This is a genomic window from uncultured Ferrovibrio sp., from assembly GCF_937960835.1.
Taxonomy (GTDB): Bacteria; Pseudomonadota; Alphaproteobacteria; order Ferrovibrionales; family Ferrovibrionaceae; genus Ferrovibrio.
In genome coordinates this window covers 132,131-147,658 of sequence record NZ_CALGPC010000015.1, presented here as the reverse complement: position 1 = coordinate 147,658, position 15,528 = coordinate 132,131, and the positions used below count along the sequence as shown (strand labels likewise).

Annotated in this window: 16 protein-coding genes; 8 read left to right on the top strand and 8 right to left on the bottom strand. The window is 63.3% G+C overall.

What is annotated here, in order from left to right:
- Positions 1 to 9: 9 nt before the first annotated feature.
- The 3 genes from Q0603_RS14760 to Q0603_RS14750 are packed head-to-tail and all read left to right on the top strand — an operon-like array spanning position 10 to position 4,222.
- On the top strand, positions 10 to 1,089 hold the full coding sequence (locus Q0603_RS14760) for a homocysteine S-methyltransferase family protein (RefSeq protein ID WP_298726988.1): 1,080 nt from the start codon (positions 10 to 12) through the stop codon (positions 1,087 to 1,089).
- Entirely contained in the window at positions 1,086 to 3,761 is a 2,676-nt protein-coding gene (gene metH / locus Q0603_RS14755) for a methionine synthase (protein ID WP_298726985.1), read from the top strand. The genes Q0603_RS14760 and metH overlap by 4 nt, the downstream gene beginning before the upstream one ends.
- An 8-nt stretch (positions 3,762 to 3,769) precedes the next feature.
- Positions 3,770 to 4,222 (top strand): GNAT family N-acetyltransferase, encoded by a 453-nt coding sequence (locus tag Q0603_RS14750; protein ID WP_298726983.1) that lies wholly within the window; start codon positions 3,770 to 3,772, stop codon positions 4,220 to 4,222.
- A gap of 108 nt (positions 4,223 to 4,330) precedes the next feature.
- Here Q0603_RS14750 and Q0603_RS14745 read toward each other — a convergent pair whose 3' ends face one another.
- From Q0603_RS14745 to Q0603_RS14730, 4 genes are read right to left on the bottom strand one after another with little or no spacing between them, the layout of a single operon-like run.
- Positions 4,331 to 5,077 carry an SDR family oxidoreductase gene (locus Q0603_RS14745; protein ID WP_298726981.1) on the bottom strand — a complete coding sequence of 249 codons (747 nt, stop codon included), beginning with the start codon at positions 5,075 to 5,077 and terminating at the stop codon, positions 4,331 to 4,333.
- Positions 5,078 to 5,099: 22 nt separating this feature from the next.
- The gene (locus tag Q0603_RS14740; protein WP_366132795.1) at positions 5,100 to 5,855 is read right to left on the bottom strand and encodes an SDR family oxidoreductase; all 756 of its coding nucleotides are present in this window, start codon (positions 5,853 to 5,855) and stop codon (positions 5,100 to 5,102) included.
- Positions 5,856 to 5,863: 8 nt separating this feature from the next.
- On the bottom strand, positions 5,864 to 6,544 hold the full coding sequence (locus Q0603_RS14735) for an SDR family oxidoreductase (protein WP_298726977.1): 681 nt from the start codon (positions 6,542 to 6,544) through the stop codon (positions 5,864 to 5,866).
- An 18-nt stretch (positions 6,545 to 6,562) separates the two neighbouring features.
- The gene (locus Q0603_RS14730) at positions 6,563 to 7,504 is read right to left on the bottom strand and encodes a hypothetical protein (protein WP_298726974.1); all 942 of its coding nucleotides are present in this window, start codon (positions 7,502 to 7,504) and stop codon (positions 6,563 to 6,565) included.
- Positions 7,505 to 7,714: 210 nt separating this feature from the next.
- Here Q0603_RS14730 and Q0603_RS14725 point away from each other — a divergent pair, with 210 nt between their 5' ends.
- The 5 genes from Q0603_RS14725 to Q0603_RS14705 all read left to right on the top strand — a co-directional run bounded on the left by Q0603_RS14725 (position 7,715) and on the right by Q0603_RS14705 (position 11,279).
- Entirely contained in the window at positions 7,715 to 8,092 is a 378-nt protein-coding gene (locus Q0603_RS14725; RefSeq protein ID WP_298726972.1) for a metalloregulator ArsR/SmtB family transcription factor, read from the top strand.
- Between the two features lie 2 nt (positions 8,093 to 8,094).
- Positions 8,095 to 8,727, top strand: coding sequence for a cation transporter (locus tag Q0603_RS14720; protein WP_298727456.1), 633 nt, complete (start codon positions 8,095 to 8,097; stop codon positions 8,725 to 8,727).
- Positions 8,728 to 8,866: 139 nt separating this feature from the next.
- Positions 8,867 to 9,655: a TerC family protein gene (locus tag Q0603_RS14715; RefSeq protein WP_298726970.1), complete on the top strand. Its 789-nt coding sequence runs from the start codon at positions 8,867 to 8,869 to the stop codon at positions 9,653 to 9,655.
- A gap of 51 nt (positions 9,656 to 9,706) precedes the next feature.
- Complete coding sequence (locus Q0603_RS14710) at positions 9,707 to 10,363, top strand: exopolysaccharide biosynthesis protein (protein WP_298726968.1); 657 nt, start codon at positions 9,707 to 9,709, stop codon at positions 10,361 to 10,363.
- Positions 10,364 to 10,373: 10 nt separating this feature from the next.
- Positions 10,374 to 11,279 carry a diacylglycerol kinase family protein gene (locus Q0603_RS14705; protein ID WP_298726967.1) on the top strand — a complete coding sequence of 302 codons (906 nt, stop codon included), beginning with the start codon at positions 10,374 to 10,376 and terminating at the stop codon, positions 11,277 to 11,279.
- 12 nt (positions 11,280 to 11,291) lie between these two features.
- On the opposite strand, the gene Q0603_RS14700 is transcribed toward Q0603_RS14705, so the two are convergent.
- From Q0603_RS14700 to Q0603_RS14685, 4 genes are all read right to left on the bottom strand, one after another.
- Positions 11,292 to 12,956, bottom strand: a complete 1,665-nt coding sequence (locus Q0603_RS14700) for an isovaleryl-CoA dehydrogenase (RefSeq protein WP_298726965.1) — start codon at positions 12,954 to 12,956, stop codon at positions 11,292 to 11,294.
- 29 nt (positions 12,957 to 12,985) lie between these two features.
- The gene (locus Q0603_RS14695) at positions 12,986 to 13,636 is read right to left on the bottom strand and encodes a TetR/AcrR family transcriptional regulator (protein WP_298726963.1); all 651 of its coding nucleotides are present in this window, start codon (positions 13,634 to 13,636) and stop codon (positions 12,986 to 12,988) included.
- Between the two features lie 107 nt (positions 13,637 to 13,743).
- On the bottom strand, positions 13,744 to 14,259 hold the full coding sequence (locus Q0603_RS14690; protein WP_298726962.1) for a cyclase dehydrase: 516 nt from the start codon (positions 14,257 to 14,259) through the stop codon (positions 13,744 to 13,746).
- Between the two features lie 10 nt (positions 14,260 to 14,269).
- The gene (locus tag Q0603_RS14685; RefSeq protein ID WP_298726960.1) at positions 14,270 to 15,439 is read right to left on the bottom strand and encodes a zinc-dependent alcohol dehydrogenase; all 1,170 of its coding nucleotides are present in this window, start codon (positions 15,437 to 15,439) and stop codon (positions 14,270 to 14,272) included.
- Positions 15,440 to 15,528: the final 89 nt, after the last annotated feature.

Below are 15,528 nucleotides of genomic sequence, written 5' to 3'. Positions count from 1 at the left end.
GAGATCGTTATGACTGACTGGTCCGACCGTAAAGTCCGCCGCGCCGCGCTGCATGCCGCGGCGAAGGAGCGCATTCTGGTGCTGGACGGCGCCATGGGCACCATGCTGCAGCGGCGCAAGCTGCAGGAAGCCGATTATCGCGGCGAGCGTTTCAGGGACGCTGCTGGCGACCTGAAGGGCAACCACGACATCCTCAACATCACCCGCCCGGACGTCATTCTCGACGTGCATCGCGAATATCTCGAGGCGGGCGCGGATATCATCGAGACCAACACCTTCTCGGGTACCTGGGTCAGCCAGTCGGATTACCATCTCGAATCCGCCGTGCAGGACATTAACCGCGAGGGCGCACGGCTGGCGCGTCAAGCCGCTGCTGAATATACGGCGAAGGATCCATCTAAGCCGCGCTTCGTCGCCGGCGCGCTGGGGCCGACCAACCGCACGGCCTCGCTGTCGCCGGATGTGAACCGTCCGGATTTCCGCAACATCACCTTTGACGAGCTGAAGGACGCCTATAAGGAACAGGCGCGCGGCCTGATCGACGGCGGCGCCGATATCCTGCTGGTCGAGACGATTTTCGATACGTTGAATGCCAAGGCCGCGGTCTTTGGCATCTACGAGCTGTTCGACGAACTCGGCGAGCAATGGCCGCTGATGATCTCGGGTACGATCACCGATCTGTCCGGGCGCACGCTGTCGGGCCAGACAACGGAAGCCTTCTGGAACAGCCTGCGTCACGCCAAGCCTTTCTCGATCGGACTGAACTGCGCCTTCGGCGCGCAGCAGATGCGGCCCTATATCGCCGAACTCAGCCGCGTGGCCGATGTGCCGGTCAGCGCCTATCCGAATGCCGGTTTGCCGAACCAGTTCGGCGAATATGACGAGGCGCCCCATGCCACCGCGGCCCATCTGCGGGAATGGGCCGAGGCTGGGCTGGTCAACATCGTCGGCGGCTGCTGCGGCACCACGCCCGACCATATCCGCGCCATTGCCGAAAGCGTGCGCGGCATGAAACCGCGTAAAGTTCCCACCATCCCGCCGGCGCTTCGCCTTTCCGGGCTCGAACCTTTCACCGCCTCCGCCGCATGACCCAGACCTCCAATCTTCCCGTCTTCATCAATATCGGCGAACGCACCAACGTCACCGGCTCAGCCAAGTTCCGCAAGCTGATCCAGGCCGGCGATTACGAGGCGGCACTGGCGATTGCGCGCCAGCAGGTCGAGAATGGCGCCCAGATCATCGACGTCAACATGGACGAGGGCATGCTCGACTCCAAGGCGGCGATGGTGAAGTTCCTCAACCTGATCGCCTCAGAGCCCGACATCGCGAAAGTGCCGATCATGATCGATTCCTCCAAATGGGAGGTGATCGAGGCTGGCCTGAAATGCGTGCAGGGCAAGGCGATCGTGAACTCGATCAGCCTAAAGGAAGGCGAAAAGCCGTTTTTGGAACAGGCGCGCAAGATCCTGCGTTATGGCGCTGCTACCGTCGTCATGGCCTTCGACGAGCAGGGGCAGGCCGATACGGCCGACCGCAAATATGAAATCTGCGCCCGCGCCTACAAGCTGCTGACCGAGAAGGTCGGCTTCCCGCCGGAAGACATTATTTTTGACCCGAACATCTTCGCGGTTGCGACTGGCATCGAGGAGCATAACAACTACGCCGTCGAATTCTTCGAGGCGGCCAAGCGCATCCGCGCGAACCTGCCGCATGCCCATGTCTCGGGCGGCGTGTCCAACGTCTCCTTCTCCTTCCGCGGCAACGAGCCCGTGCGCGAGGCGATGCACGCCGTCTTCCTCTATCACGGCATCAAGGCCGGGATGGATATGGGCATCGTTAATGCCGGCCAGCTTCCGGTTTATGAGGATATCGATCCGGAACTGCGCGAGCGCGTGGAAGACGTGCTGCTCAACCGCCGCCCCGACGCGACCGAGCGCATGCTGGAGATCGCCGAGCGGTTCCGCGGCAAGGGCAAGGCGCAGGAAGCCGATCTCTCCTGGCGCGAAAAGCCGGTGCGCGAACGCCTGACCCATGCCCTGGTGCATGGCATCGCCGATTACATCGACGAGGATGTGGAGGAGGCGCGCCATCTCTGCACCCGGCCATTGGAGGTCATCGAAGGCCCGCTGATGGATGGCATGAACGTGGTCGGCGACCTGTTCGGCGCCGGCAAGATGTTTCTGCCTCAAGTGGTCAAGTCCGCCCGCGTCATGAAGAAGGCCGTGGCCTATCTGCTGCCCTTCATCGAAGCGGAGAAGGCCCAAGGCCCCGCGCAGACGAATGGCAAGGTGCTGCTCGCCACCGTGAAGGGCGACGTGCACGACATCGGCAAGAACATCGTCGGCGTGGTGCTGCAATGTAACAATTTCGAGGTCGTCGATCTCGGCGTCATGGTGCCCTGCGCCCGCATTCTGGAGGAGGCGAAGAAGATCGGCGCCGATATCATCGGCCTGTCCGGCCTGATCACGCCGAGTTTGGACGAAATGTGCTACGTGGCTTCCGAGATGCAGCGCGAGGGCTTCACTCTGCCGTTGCTGATCGGCGGCGCCACCACCTCGAAGGTGCATACCGCCGTCAAGATCGCGCCGAACTATAAAGGTCCGGTCGTCTACGTCTCCGATGCTTCCCGCGCGGTGGGCGTTGCTGGCAAGCTGGTTTCGGTCAACGACCGCGAGGAATACGCGGCCGATATCGCCAGCGAATACGACAAGATCCGCGAGATCCATGCGCGCGAGCGCAATACCGGGCCGCGCCAGTCGCTGGCCGATATCCGCGCCAACAAGGCGAAGATCAACTGGGCCGGCTACAAGCCGCCGAAGCCGGCCTTCCTCGGCACCAAAGTGTTCGACGATTACCCGCTGGCGGATATCGTCGATCGCATCGACTGGACGCCGTTTTTCCAGTCCTGGGAATTGCGCGGCAAGTATCCGGATATCCTCACCGATAATGTGGTGGGCGAAGCGGCGCGGAACCTGTTCAATGATGCGCAGGCGATGCTCCAGCGCATCCTGGAGGAAAAGCCGATCAAGGCCCGCGCGGTGATCGGCTTCTGGCCGGCGAATCAGGTCGGCCATGACGATATCGCGCTCTACGCCGACGACAGCCGCAAGACGGAAGCAGCACGCCTGCATATGCTGCGGCAGCAGATGAAGCGTGACGGCACTCGCGCCAATCTCTGCCTCGCCGATTATGTCGCGCCGCAGGAAAGCGGCCTGGCCGATTATGTCGGCGCCTTCGCCGTCACCGCTGGCATCGGCCTCGATGAATGGCTGAAGGAATTCGAAGCCAAGCACGACGATTATTCCTCGATCCTGGCGAAAGCCCTGGCCGATCGTCTGGCCGAAGCCTTCGCCGAACGCATGCATGAACGGGTGCGCAAGGAATTCTGGGGCTATGCCTCGGACGAGGACTTGTCGAACGAGGACCTGATCGCCGAGAAATACCGCGGCATCCGCCCGGCGCCGGGCTATCCCGCTTGCCCAGACCACACCGAGAAAGCGACCTTGTTCAAGCTGCTCGATGCCACCAGACAGGCCGGCATCACCTTGACGGAAAGCTTCGCCATGTGGCCCGCGGCGGCCGTCAGCGGCTGGTATTTCGCCCATCCGGAAGCGCGCTATTTCGGCATCGGCCGGATCGAGCGTGATCAGGTTGCCGATTACGCCAAGCGCAAAGGCATGGATCTCGCGACGATGGAGCGCTGGCTGGCGCCGAATCTCGCCTATGATCCCGCACGCCCGGAAGCCGAAGCAGCGGAATAGGCGCCGCCATGCAGTTCCGCCTGGCGACCAAAGCCGATCTTCCTGAAATCGTCCGCCTTCTGGCTGACGACCATCTGGGTGCCACGCGCGAGCGCTACAGCGATCCGTTGCCGGAAAGCTATGGCCAAGCCTTCGATGCTTTGCAGCGTATCGGCTGCGAAGTCATTCTCGCTCTCGACGATACCAGCGCCATTATCGGCTGCCTGCAATTCATGATCCTGCCGGGCCTTGGCCAGCAGGGCCAGTGGCGTGCTCAGATCGAGGCAGTCCGTATCGAATCACGCTTGCGCGGCAAGGGGTTGGGCAGCGAGCTGATCCGCTATGCCATTGCGCGGGCGCGCGAGAAGGGCTGCGGCGTGGTGCAGTTAACCTCGGATAACAGCCGGGCAGGGGCGCATCGTCTCTACGAACGGCTCGGCTTCAAGGCCAGCCATGTCGGCATGAAGCTCAAGCTCGACTAGCTCGTTTATCCCCGTTCATTTCTGTGGCATCATCCCGATCAGAGGATCAACCGGTGAAACAACGCCCCAGAGCCGATTGCCGCAACTTCGGCTTGATGCAGTGCGGTGTCAGCGTCCACCCGATATATCCAGCAGAGCGCCGCTGACATAGCTCGCTGCATCATCCAGCAGCCAGATGATGGCTTCGGCGGTTTCCTGCGCGCTGCCGGGGCGGCCCAGCGGCGTCATCGCGCCCAGTCTTGCCGCGCGGTCGGGCTGGCCGCCGCTGGCATGGATATCAGTTTCGATCAGGCCGGGGCGTACGGCATTGACGCGGATACCTTCGGGGCCGAGTTCCTTCGCCAGGCCCAGGGTCATGCTGTCGATGGCGCCTTTCGATCCGGCGTAATCGACATATTCATCCGGCGCGCCCAGCCGGGCAGCGACCGATGAGACATTGACGATGCTGCCGCCTTTGCCGCCGCGCGACTTCGCCATCCGGCGCGCCGCCTCGCGGGCGCAGAGATAGGCGCCCAGCACGTTGATGTCGAAGATGCGCTTCATGCGCTCCAGCGAATAGTCGAGGAAGGGCTGCTTGCGGTCCAACACGCCGGCATTGTTCACGAAGCCGTCCAGCTTGCCGAAGACTTTCTCGACAGCGTCGAACACGGCGATCACGTCCGCTTCCAGCGATACGTCGCCCTTGATGGCGATAGCTTTGCCGCCTGCCGTTTGCACGGCCTTTACCACCTGTTCGGCGGCGGCCGCATTGCCGGCGTAGTTGACACCGACCGACCAGCCGCGCTGTCCGGCGAGGATTGCCGTGGCGCGACCGATCCCTCTGCTGCCGCCGGTAATCAGGATGGTCTTCGCCATTGCTATTCCTCCCTCGTGTGGTTCAGCGTCCGCCTGAGACATCCAATATGGCGCCGCTGACATAGCTGGACGCATCGTCCAGCAGCCAGACGATCGCCTCGGCCACTTCCTCCGCCGTTCCGGCGCGGCCCAGCGGCGCGCCGGCGCCGATCTGTCTGGCGCGATCCGGCATGCCGGCGCTGGCATGGATCTCGGTTTCGATCACGCCGGGGCGGATGGCGTTGACGCGGATACCCTCGGGGCCGACTTCCTTCGACAGCCCGATGGTCAGGCTGTCGATGGCGCCTTTCGATGCCGCGTAATCGACGAAGGTATTCGGCGCGCCAAGCCGCGCTGCGACCGATGAGATATTGACGATGCTGCCGCCCTTGCCGCCGCGCGATTTCGCCATGCGGCGCACGGCTTCGCGTGCGCAGAGTGTCGCGCCGAGAACATTGACGTCGAAGATCCGCTTTAGCCGCTCCAGCGGCATGTCGGCCAGCGCGGCATTGGGCGCGGCGATCCCGGCATTGTTCACGAAGCCGTCCAGTTTACCGAAGGCTTTCTCGACGGCATCGAACATGGCAATCACGTCGGCTTCACGCGCGATATCGCCCTTGATCACCACAGCCTTGCCGCTGGCAGCTTGCACGGCCTTCGCCGTGTCATGGGCCGCGGCTTCGTTGCCGGCGTAATTGATGCCGACCGACCAGCCGCGTCTCCCGGCCTGGATGGCGGCGGCGCGTCCGATCCCGCGGCTGCCGCCGGTAATCAGGATATTTTTCACGCCGCCTCCCATTTTAAGGATTACCAGGGAATTTCGCTGCCATCGTAATTGAAGAACTTGCCGGTATCATCCAGTTCCGCATGGGCGATGGTCTGGCGCAGGCCGGTAACGCTGGTTTCGGCGGTGATATCCGCCCCGGCGCCGCCCATATCGGTCTTCACCCAGCCCGGATGCAAAACGATGCAGGTGATGCCGTCGTTCTTCAGGTCTATGGCTAGGTTGTGCATTGCCGCGTTGATGGCGGCTTTCGAGGCACGGTAGACGTAAGAGCCGCCGGTGCCGAGCCCGACCGAGCCCATGCGGCTGGAAATGGTGGCAATTTTTGCCTGCTTGGCGCGCTTCAGGGCCGGCAGGAAGGCCAGCGCCACCTTCATCGGCGCGACGCTGTTGACCTGCAGCACCTTCAGATAGACATCGGGATCGCCGATGCTCAGGGCAGGATTGCGGGTGCCGTAGATGCCGGCATTGTTGATCAGAAGGTCGATGGCGCGCTCGGCATATTTCTGCGCCAGTGTGTCGACAGCCGCGTAATCGGTGACGTCCAAGGCTTCGACCGTCACCTTGCCCTTGATCGCCTGAAGCTCCTTGGCTTCCTTCGGGTCGCGGCAGCAGGCGATGATATCCCAGCCGTCAGCGGCATATTGCTTGACGAATTCCAGTCCGATCCCGCGGTTGGCGCCGGTGATCAGCAAGGTCGGCATGACGTTTCCTCCATATTACTAACTACGTGCCGCGATGCGGCGATACAGCGGTTGCAGCAGGCCGGGAAGCATATACATCGGCAGCTGCCCCATGGCGAAGAAGATCACCATGTCGAAGACCGCGCGGTCGGCCAGCGACACCATGACAAGGCCCATATTGCAGTTGCCCGTCAGGATGCCGAATGTCAGCGCGGCGGGTCGGCCCAGGCGGAAAATGCCGCGGCCGACGAAATAGCCGATCACCTGCAGCACCAGATTGGCGATAAAGGCGGAGGCAGTAGCGAGAATCACATAGCCCGGCTGCGCCAGCAGCTTGGCCGTGACGCCGTCCATGATGGCAATCGCAAACAGCACCAGCGCCAGCACGGAGGCGCCATCGATCAGCCGGCTGTTCTGCTGCAGCCAGCCCGGCGGCGCGCGCCAGCGCACCAGCAGGGCGCCGCCGAAGGCGAATCCGACCATGAAGGCCAGCCGCGCCATGAATTCGACCAGCGACATTTCGATCTCGATGCCGAGCAGGCTGAGCGCCAGCGGCGGCAGCGTGAAGGGCACCAGCGCGGTTGCGATCACCATGACGATCACCGCCAAGGCGGCATCAAGGCCAAGGATTAGCGAAATCGCCACCGTGCCGGTGATCGGCGGCGCCGCCGCCATCAGCACGATCGCTTCCATCAGGGGGCGTGGCAGCGGCAAGGGCGTCAGCGCGGCATAGACCAGCAGCGGACAGGCCAGCAGCAGGAAGGCGACAAGCGGCAGGGTGAGCAATGGGCGCTTCGCATAGGCATGGAAGGCCCGCCAGTCGAGCCGCATCAGCGCAAGCGTCAGCGGCAGCAGCAGGAAGACCACAAGGCCGGGCCGCAGCAGCGAAGCCAGGGGAGGGACGGCGAGGCCGACCAGCACGCCGCCGAACAGGAATTTCGTGGCATGGCGGCCCATGAAGTCGATGGCGCGGATCAGCATGGCCGGCATCCGCAAGGGAAAGGAAGGGGCTGGAACATCGATGGAACTATCATGTGGGGAGACAGGGGGCGAGCGAGCTTGTCGTTATGTTTCCGCAGCATAGCGCCAAAAGCACAAGGACGGCGAGTGTTGAATTGACCCCTGCATTGCCCTGTTGACGAGGAATTCTTAAACAATTAAATAGATGCTTAAATGTTTGAATATGATTCCATGAAAGATCAGCATGTCGTCCAGCTTGCGGACATGTTCCGCCTTCTGGGCGACCCGAGCCGTTTGCGGCTGGTGATCGCGCTCTGCCACGGCGAGGCCGCCGCCAGCGCGGTTGCCGCAGCAGCCGGTGTGTCACCGCAGCTTGCCAGTCATCATCTACGGCTATTGCGGGCGGCGCGGCTGGTGAAGACGGAGCGCAAGGGCAAGCAGGTCTACTACGCGCTGTCGGACGGACATGTGCGGCACATGCTGGAAGACATGATCGCCCATGTGATCGAACCGCATCGCGATGAAGCGCATCACGGCGATGCGCATCATCATGAGCATGTGTCGGAAGAACGCGGTTCGAAAGAGAACCGTCTGAAGGAAAAGGTGTGACCATGGGGGCATCCTGCCATCACGATCATCATCACGGCCACGACCATGGCAGGCAGAATGCCACCAAGCTGGCGCTCTGGATTGCCTTGATTCTGAACGGCGGGATGTTCGTCGTCGAACTCGGCGCCGGCATGATGGCCGGATCGACGGCCTTGCTGGCCGACTCCGCCGACTTCCTCGGCGACGCCGCCAATTACGGCATCGCGCTGATCGTGCTGCCGCTGGCGCTGGCCTGGCGCGCGCGGGCCGCGATGCTCAAGGGCGTCACCATGGGGCTGTTCGGCCTCTGGGTCACCTATGAGACCATCAACCACATCCTGCATGGCACCGTGCCTGAGCCCGCCACCATGGGCGTGGTCGGTGTGGCAGCCTTGATTGTGAACGTCGCGGTCGCCCTGATGCTGTTCCGGTTCCGCAGCGGCGACAGCAACATGCGCGCGGTCTGGATCTGCAGCCGCAACGATGCCCTCGGCAATCTCGCGGTTCTGCTGGCCGCCAGCGGCGTTTTCGCCACCGGCACGCCCTGGCCCGACATTACCGTGGCGACGCTGATGGCTGGTCTGGCGCTGTGGGGTTCTGCGCAGGTGATTGCCAGCGCCCGCGCGGATTTGCGCCAGGTTCACGCGCCGGCATAAGGACCAAAAAATAAGAATCCTTGAAATTTCCCGGGAACCGTCTATTTAGCGGATCACGTCCGGGCCCCTCTGGCTGCCTCTACGGGTTGGCAGCGATGTCGGACGGCTTTCTTTAAGCCACCCGCCCAACGTGACCCCAATGGACCTTTCCATCTTCCTGCAGCCGGCAGCGCTTGGCGCGCTTGCCGGTCTTATCGCCCTCGAGCTGGTGCTTGCGGTCGACAATCTGATCTTCATTACCATCGTCACTAACCGGCTGCCGCCCGAGAAGCAGCCGCTTGCCCGCCGCCTCGGCCTGATCGGCGCTGTGACCACGCGTATCATGCTGCTGCTGTCAGCCGCTTGGCTGATCACGCTGACTTCTCCGCTGTTTACCTTCTTCGAGAATGAAATATCCGGCCGCGACCTCGTGCTGCTGATCGGCGGCCTTTTCCTGATCTGGAAGGCGACGACTGAAATCCACGAACGCGTCACGCCGGACATGCCGGAAGAGCATGGGGAAGGCGAGGCGCCGGCGAAAAAGCGCTATCCGGCTTTCTGGGCGATCATCGGCCAGATCACCATCCTCGACATCGTCTTCTCGCTCGACAGCGTGATCACCGCCATCGGCCTGTCGCGCGATATCGAGATCATGGTCGCCGCCGTGCTGATCTCAGTTGCCATCATGATTGCCGCCGCCGAGCCGCTGGCGCGCTTTGTGAACAACAATCCCAATGTGGTGATGCTGGCCCTGTCCTTCCTGGTCATGATCGGCATGTCGCTGGTAGCAGAGGGCCTCGATTTTGAGGTGCCGAAGGGGATCATCTACGGCGCCATGGCCTTCTCGGTGATCGTCGAAGGGCTGAACATGGCCGCGCGGCGCGCCAAGCTGCGCAGCGCCTTCGCCGACATCCATGAAAGGCCAAAAAAAGACAGTCCTAAAGCCTGACCCGGGACGCCACGAAGCCGTCACTCTGCCGCCGTAATCCGGCGGCAAAGTATGACCATGCATTACCAGCCCGGCTTTTCCGCTCATCGCTCGGCCCATCCGCGCCGCGACAGCGTGGTGCGTGACATGGTGCGGCTGTACCGGAAGGCGCGCGGCGAAAGCGTCACCGTGCGGGATGCGGCGGAAATCTTCGCCGAGCATTCTGCGCCGCTGCTTCTGGTTTTGCTTGGACTGCTCGGCGTGATCCCGGCCCTGCCGCTCGGCGTCGTGGTCGGGCTGCTGGTGATCTGCGTGTCGCTCAGCATGCTGCTGCCGGGCAGCAGCGGGCCGTTCATCCCGCAGGTTCTCGGCCGTCGGCATCTGCCGCCGAAGATCCTGCAGCGGCTGATGCGCATCGGCGTGCCGCTGGTGCGCCGGCTGGAACGCTATTGCCGGCCGCGCCTGTTCTGGCTGACCAGCGGTCCCGGGCTTGGCATCGCCGCCATAACCATCGCCCTGCAAGGCATCGGCTTTGCCTTGCCGCTGCCCTTTGGCAACACACCTTTCGCTTTCGGCATCGTGCTGACAGCCTTCGGCCTGCTTACGCGTGACGGGCTGCTGACTCTGGCCGGCCATATTGTCGGCCTGGTCAGTGCCGGTTTCTTCACCATGCTTGGCATTGGTGCCGCGCAGGGCGGCGCAGTGCTTGGCAGCATGCTGCCATGGTAGGGAGACACAGATGACGTTCGCCGTGGTGATCAACGCCGCTTCCGGGACCGCCAAGCAGCATGGTCCGGATGCGCTCGCCGACCAGATCCGCCAGGCCCTGCAGGCCAGCCGTGACGAGGAGGCCGAGATTCATATCGTACCACCCGAGCAGTTGCCGGAAACCCTGCAGGCCATGGCCGCCAGGCATGAAGAATTATGGGTCGGCGGCGGCGACGGCACCTTGCGCTCGGCCGCGGAACTGGTGATCCAGCGCAACGGCACTCTCGGCGTGCTGCCTTTGGGCACGATGAATTTGCTGGCGCGCGATCTGAACATCCCGCTGGAGATCGAAAAGGCGGTGCAGGCGATCGCGCAGGCGCCAGTCGATGCCATCGATGTCGGCCGCATCAATGACGGCATCTTCCTGAATAAGTCGGCGCTCGGGCTTTATCCGGAAATGGTGGTGGACCGCGAACGCCGCCGCCGGCTGATGGAGATGGATAAATGGCCGGCTATGCTTCAGGCCGCCTGGCGGGCACTGCGCCGCCATCGGCAACTGGAGATCACCATCGGGTATCGCGGCGTCGAGCGCCAGATTGAATCGCCTGCGCTGGTCGTCGCCGTTGGTCCGTATGAGTTTCGCGCCGGGCGGCTTTTCGGCCGCACCGATCTGAAAAGCGGCGAATTACGCGTCTATGTCAGCCACAAAAAGAACTGGCTCGGCTCGGCCGGTCAGATGGCCAAGCTCTTCCTCGGCACGCTCGAAGACGATGCCGAGTTCGAGACCATCCAGGCCGAGCATATCGTCATCGATCTGCCGCGCTCCAAGCCGGTCGCCAATGATGGCGAGATCGACATGCTGTCAGGTCCGATCCGCTACGCCGTGATGCCGCACGCGCTGAAAGTGCGCCGGCCGGCAGAACCGGCCTGCGAATAGACAGTACAGTCTTCACACCGGCCGTGCGCGATCCGCAATGGCGCGGGTGTCGATGCCCTTGGGCAAAGTGCCGAAGGCGCGGCCCCAGTCGCCGCCCAGCCGGCTGGCGCAGAAGGCATCGGACACCGCCGCCGGCGCATGGCGCACCAGCAGCGCGCCCTGCAAAGCAGTCATCATCTTCTCCACCACATGGCGGGCACGGTGCTCGATCTCGGAAAGATCGGCGAATTCGTCCTTCAGGTTGCCGATGGCGACATCCAACCGCCTATCGCTGCCAAGCGCCGGCGCCAGTTCGGCGAAAAACGCCTCCAGCACATCCGGGCTCTTCTGCAGCGCGCGCAGCACGTCGAGACACATCACGTTGCCCGAGCCTTCCCAGATCGAGTTAAGCGGGATCTCCTTGTACAGCATGCCCAGCGGCCCTTCGTCGACATAGCCGTTGCCGCCCAGCACCTCCATCGCCTCGACCACCGCATTCGGCGCGCGCTTGCACACCCAGTATTTCACTGCAGGCGTGCAGAGGCGGCGGAAGGCGGCTTCCTGCGCATCGTCCCCGGCGCGGTCGAAAGCGCGCGCCAGCCGCATCGCCAGGGCCGTCGCGGCTTCGGACTCAATCGCCAGATCGGCCACCACATTGGTCATCAGCGGCTGATCGATCAGGTGACGCTGAAACGCGCGGCGGTGATAGACGTGATGCAGCGCCTGCGCCACCGCGCCGCGCAGCAGGCCGGCCGAGCCCAGCGCGCAGTCGAGCCGCGTATAGGTGCCCATTTCGATGATGGTCGGCACGCCGCGGCCTTCCTCGCCCAGCAGCCAGCCATGGGCGCCGTGGAACTCCACTTCCGACGAGGCATTCGACCTGTTGCCGACCTTGTCCTTCAGCCGCTGGATATGGATGGCGTTCTTGCTGCCATCGGGCAGCCAGCGCGGCACGAAGAAGCAGCTCAGTCCGTTCGGCGAATGCGCCAGCACCAGATGCGCATCGATCTGCGGGCAGGAGAAAAACCATTTATGCCCGGTGATGATGTATTCGGCGCCGGGGCCGCCCGCGCCGACCGGAACGGCCTTGGTCGTATTGGCGCGCACATCCGAGCCGCCTTGCTTCTCGGTCATGCCCATGCCGATCAGCGTGCCGGTCTTTTCGGCAATTGGCTTGTTGCGCCCGTCGTATTGGCGCGAATAGATCTTCGGCAGCCAGATTTCGGCAATCGCCGCATCGCGCTTGATGGCCGGCACGCAGCCATAGGTCATCGTGGTCGGGCATTGGCTGCCCGGCTCGATCTGCGCATGCATGATATAGGCCGCGGCGCGGGCGACATGCGCGCCCGGCTTGGGCTCGGCCCAGGGCGCGGAATGCAGGCCCTCGCCGATGATCAGGCTCATGATGTTGTGCCAGGCGGGATGAAACTCGACTTCATCGACGCGATGGCCGAAACGGTCGAAGAGTTTCAGCTGCGGCGGGAATTTATGCGCCAGCCGTCCTTGCTCGATCACCTCGGCCGAGCCCAGTTTGGCACCATAGGCGGAAAGGCGGTCCTTGGCCCAGCCTGCGCCGTTGCTCTCGGCCGCATCCATCAGCGCGCGATCGGTGGTGAAGAGGTTGTAATCCTCCAGCGCCGGCGTCTGGTTGAAGACTTCATGGGTCTGGAAGGCGGTCAATGCAGTCTGCGCAGTCATGGCGTTTCTCCCGTTATATTTTGCGGCCGTCATAACGCGCAGCCGGATAGCTTGAGGCGAGATAATTTCAGTCCAGGCATGGGGCCTAGGGCCTGCACGCAGAAGCGTGCCAGGCCGCCGATCAGCTGATCCTGATTGGTGCGCTTGGCCTGCGGCGCCAGGGGGCCGATCAGGGCTTCGTTCAGCGCGCCGACAATCGCCGAAGCCGTCAGGACGGCATCCTGCTCGGCGATCTCGCCGGCCTTGATGCCGTCTTCGATGATGGAAACGAAAATGTCGCGATAGGGGATGCGATAGCGCAGGCGGTCGGCTTCGATCAGCGGATCGACCGGCTCGGCCAGCAAAGCATAGGCCAGCCTGCGGCCTTTCAGGGCGCGCTTGGCGAAAACCTGCACGACGCGGGCGATGCGTTCTCGTGCATTGCCAGGCTGCCGGGCGGCTTCGGCGCAGACGTCGATCTCGCGTTGTGTTGCGCGGCGGAAGACCTCATCGAACAGATCGGCCTTGGACGGGAAGTAGCGGTAAAGCGCTCCAGTCGACAGGCCAGCCTCGGCGGCAATCGCCGGAATCCCGGCGCCGCCATAGCCATATTCGGCAACCAGCTTGATCGCCGCATCGACGATGCGTTCGCGCGTTTCGTTCAGCCGCGCCTCTACCGCTTCGGTGCGCCGGTAGGCCATCGCGTTCCTCCTGGCCAAGAAGTGAAACAGGTTTCACTGCTTTTGGCAAGGAAGATGTGAAACGGCTTTCACTCCTACAGGCCGCCGATCGGTCAGCCTGCCGGTGTTCAATGCACCGTTTCAGACAGCATCCGCATCGCCACGCCGCGCATCTGCTCGGCGGGCTTGGGCAGGCCGCTGCGGTCGCTGTAATCGAAGAAGCTGCGAAAGGCGCGCCGCTTCTTGCGCAGGCGGTGCTCACGGCTCAGCGCGCCGGCGAAGAACAGATCGGCCAGCCCGACGGCGGTGACCGCCGCCAGCGCGACCGGCAGCAGCGGCTGTTTGCGCTTGTGCCGCAGGGGCTCTGCCAGCGTGCCGAGATCGATGATGTCGCCCACCACGCGGGCCCAGATCCAGGGCGCGGGATTGTCGCGGTTGGCGAGGATGCCGAAACCGGTGGCCAGCTCGCGCAGGCCATAAAGCCGCAGCAGCGGCTCGCGCCCCTGCAGGCCCACCTTGCGGGCGATGGGCCGCGGCGCCAGCAGTTCCACCATCCCCAGCGCGATGCTGAAGCCCGCCAGGCCATAGGTCAGCGTCCGCATTGTGGCGGTTCCGGTCGAGGAACTGCGTTTGCGTAACATCATGTCGGCCTCCTCAGGGTGTTAGCACCACCTTCACGCAGCCATCCTGCTTGTCGCGGAAGCGACGATACATTTCCGGACCATCTTCCAAAGATGCGCGATGAGTGATCACGAAGGACGGATCAATCTGGCCTTCTTCGATCAGGCGCAGCAGATCGTCAATCCAGCGGTTGACGTGGGTCTGACCTGTGCGAATGGTCAGCCCCTTGTTCATGGCCGCGCCGAAGGGGATTTTGTCGATCAGGCCGCCATAGACGCCGGGGATGGAAAGGATGCCGGCCGGGCGGCAGACATAGATCATCTCGCGCAGCACATGCGGGCGATCCGTTTCCAGCATCATCGCCTGCTTCACACGGTCATAGACCGAATCCACGCTGCCGGTCACATGCGCCTCCAGACCCACGGCATCGATACATTTGTCGGGGCCCTTGCCGTCGGTCAGATCGTTCAACCGCTCGACCACGCTTTCTTCCTCGAAGTTGATCGGGATCGCGCCGCCGGCCTCGGCCATCTGCAGGCGTTCATGCACGCGGTCGATGGCGATGATCTGCCTGGCGCCCAGCAGCAGCGCGCTGCGAATGGCGAACTGGCCGACCGGACCGCAGCCCCAGATCGCAACGGTATCGGTCGGCTGGATCTCGCAGTTGATCGCGGCCTGCCAGCCGGTGGGGAAGATGTCGCCCAGGAACAGCACCTGATCGTCGGTCAGGCCATTCGTGATCTTCACCGGCGCCACGTCGGCATAAGGCACGCGCACATATTCGGCCTGGCCGCCCGCATAGCCGCCGGTGAGGTGGCTGTAGCCGAACAGGCCCGCCGTGGTATGGCCGAACATCTTGTCGGCGACCGACTTGTTGCGGTTGCTGCGTTCACAGACGGAGAAATTGCCGCGCTGGCACTGGTTGCATTCGCCGCAGCAGATAGTGAAGGGCACCACCACGCGGTCGCCGACCTTCAGCTTCTTGTTCTCCGGCCCCACCTCCATCACTTCGCCCATGAATTCATGGCCCATGATGTCGCCATGCATCATGCCGGGCACGAAGCCATCATAGAGATGCAGATCGGAGCCGCAGATAGCGCAGCTTGTTACCTTGATGATGGCATCGCGCGGATGCTCGATGATCGGGTCGGGAACGGAGTCGCAGCGAATATCTTTCTTGCCATGCCAACACAGCGCTTTCACCGGCATCTCCCGCTTTCGAGGTCACGATCACCGAGGAACAGGGCGCGCCGGTCTTTGTTCCGGACCATGGAACCGGAGCCAGGAAAGCA

Coding starts and splice junctions, on each gene's coding strand:
- Q0603_RS14760 (WP_298726988.1), top strand. CDS start 10: ATGACTGACTGGTCCGACCGTAAAGTCCGCCGCGCCGCGCTGCATGCC.
- metH (WP_298726985.1), top strand. CDS start 1,086: ATGACCCAGACCTCCAATCTTCCCGTCTTCATCAATATCGGCGAACGC.
- Q0603_RS14750 (WP_298726983.1), top strand. CDS start 3,770: ATGCAGTTCCGCCTGGCGACCAAAGCCGATCTTCCTGAAATCGTCCGC.
- Q0603_RS14745 (WP_298726981.1), bottom strand. CDS start 5,077: ATGGCGAAGACCATCCTGATTACCGGCGGCAGCAGAGGGATCGGTCGC.
- Q0603_RS14740 (WP_366132795.1), bottom strand. CDS start 5,855: ATGGGAGGCGGCGTGAAAAATATCCTGATTACCGGCGGCAGCCGCGGG.
- Q0603_RS14735 (WP_298726977.1), bottom strand. CDS start 6,544: ATGCCGACCTTGCTGATCACCGGCGCCAACCGCGGGATCGGACTGGAA.
- Q0603_RS14730 (WP_298726974.1), bottom strand. CDS start 7,504: ATGCTGATCCGCGCCATCGACTTCATGGGCCGCCATGCCACGAAATTC.
- Q0603_RS14725 (WP_298726972.1), top strand. CDS start 7,715: ATGAAAGATCAGCATGTCGTCCAGCTTGCGGACATGTTCCGCCTTCTG.
- Q0603_RS14720 (WP_298727456.1), top strand. CDS start 8,095: ATGGGGGCATCCTGCCATCACGATCATCATCACGGCCACGACCATGGC.
- Q0603_RS14715 (WP_298726970.1), top strand. CDS start 8,867: ATGGACCTTTCCATCTTCCTGCAGCCGGCAGCGCTTGGCGCGCTTGCC.
- Q0603_RS14710 (WP_298726968.1), top strand. CDS start 9,707: ATGACCATGCATTACCAGCCCGGCTTTTCCGCTCATCGCTCGGCCCAT.
- Q0603_RS14705 (WP_298726967.1), top strand. CDS start 10,374: ATGACGTTCGCCGTGGTGATCAACGCCGCTTCCGGGACCGCCAAGCAG.
- Q0603_RS14700 (WP_298726965.1), bottom strand. CDS start 12,956: ATGACTGCGCAGACTGCATTGACCGCCTTCCAGACCCATGAAGTCTTC.
- Q0603_RS14695 (WP_298726963.1), bottom strand. CDS start 13,636: ATGGCCTACCGGCGCACCGAAGCGGTAGAGGCGCGGCTGAACGAAACG.
- Q0603_RS14690 (WP_298726962.1), bottom strand. CDS start 14,259: ATGATGTTACGCAAACGCAGTTCCTCGACCGGAACCGCCACAATGCGG.